Source organism: Caballeronia terrestris (genome assembly GCF_001544515.1).
GTDB lineage: Bacteria > Pseudomonadota > Gammaproteobacteria > Burkholderiales > Burkholderiaceae > Caballeronia > Caballeronia terrestris.
Window position 1 is genome coordinate 1 of record NZ_FCOL02000364.1, and the last position, 1600, is coordinate 1600.

Consider the following 1600-nt stretch of genomic DNA (forward strand, 5'->3'; position numbering starts at 1 on the left):
TGCCGGACGAACCCGTGCTGCGCGGACTTCGACTGGACGCTCTCGGCGCAAAGGTAGACCTAACCACCACTTACGTCGGCCTCGTCATTGTTATTGTCGGAGCGATCCTGGAGGTTATCGGTCTCTATGCGCTAAAGGGTATGAAATGAAGTCCCGATGACGAAGCAGTAATAGATCAGGCCGCCTGGGCGAAAATCTGCCAGCTTCACTTTGCGTCGTGACGTCCGCTTCCTCGTATACCGAGCAATCAAGGCGCAGATCGGTGTCGGCCATCGAAATCTGAAGTAGCGCGCAACGATGCGGCGTTTTCTTCGGAGACTTGCTAGCCTCGACGTGCACGCACGACAAGCACATGCGATGCGGTGGCATCCGTTCCTGTGCTTCAAGCTGACGGATCGTCTTGAGCAGCGTGCGGTAGGACGTCGCCTGTTCGTCGTCGGGCAATGTACCGACGGCCTTCGCCAGGAAGTCTGGCCATTGCAACGCGCGCTTGGCGGCTGTGCGTCCACGGGCGGTCAGACGAACGGCGAGGGCGCGCCTGTCGTCGACTGCGCGACGCTTTTCGCCGAGTCCCTTGCCTTCCAGCGTGCTCACGGCGTCGCTGGTAGTGGCGGCGGTCAGCGCGGCTTTGCGCGCAATCTCGCCCAGCCGCATCGGACCCTTGCGCTGCATCAGCAGTACGAGTATTTCACCCTGGGTCGGGGTGAGCTTCGCGGCTTCCGCCCATTCCGAAGCCTGGCTGCGCATCGCAATGCTCAGACGCAGCAGACCGTGGGTCACTCTTCCTGTCGCCTGTTCCCCATAAACACCTTCGGACATGACTTCTCCGCTTTTTTTTGAGGAGGACATCATTCTAAGCGACCCGAAACGTTGAAGAAGATCGCGTCGACGCCTATCCTTTCAGACTATCTTCGAGATGAATGGGGGGCGGTCATGCGGAAGAGTCGATTCGCCGAGTACAACGGATCGACGATCGAAGCGCTCCTGATGATTTTCTCAGCCCAGAAGGTCTTCCGCTCTCGCGCGGTGAACAGTCGAATCAAGGGCGAGCGCTTCGTGTTCTCCGATCTGAAAACGGCGTGTACAGGTGGCGGGCCTATGAGCGCGGGATTGAGTGGACCAAGCAATGGATCGACAACAACTATGGTCATTGTCATGGCAGGCGGCCGGCTGCCGAAGCCTAGCCAAATCAAGCGGAGCACTGTTGCTAACTTCGACTGCAATGAGACAAATACACCGTGGCCTGACGGTTTGCTGCCCAACTGGTGGCAACAGCCGATAGATGGGTTAAAACTGCGTTTCAATAAAGCATCGACTTATCCACAGAATCGGTGGGTAAGGTTGTGGAGAGAGTCGCAATGAAAGTCGAGCATAAAGAGGGGACGATTGCTTCGGCCCCTGAAAACAAAGGACATTTTTGACACGCCTGGGTCGAAGTCGAGCATGGACCGTGGGGAGAGATAGATTTGGGGCAAATCTTCCACTTAACTGACATTGGCTACATTGACACCGAGGCGGCGGCCGACGAGCGCGGGGTCGCGTGGGCGAAGGCATGGCTGGAATCGAACTTGTGAGACACAAATGGCGAAACACCTTTATA

The 1600-nt window shown here is 57.2% G+C and carries 1 protein-coding gene and 1 pseudogene; one reads left to right on the top strand and one right to left on the bottom strand.

What is annotated here, in order from left to right; translation table 11 throughout:
- Positions 1 to 175: 175 nt before the first annotated feature.
- Positions 176 to 819, bottom strand: a pseudogene (locus tag AWB67_RS37425) (MarR family winged helix-turn-helix transcriptional regulator).
- 51 nt (positions 820 to 870) lie between these two features.
- On the opposite strand from AWB67_RS37425, the gene AWB67_RS42760 reads away from it, so the two are divergent.
- Entirely contained in the window at positions 871 to 1362 is a 492-nt protein-coding gene (locus AWB67_RS42760; RefSeq protein WP_235025593.1) for a hypothetical protein, read from the top strand.
- Positions 1363 to 1600: the final 238 nt, after the last annotated feature.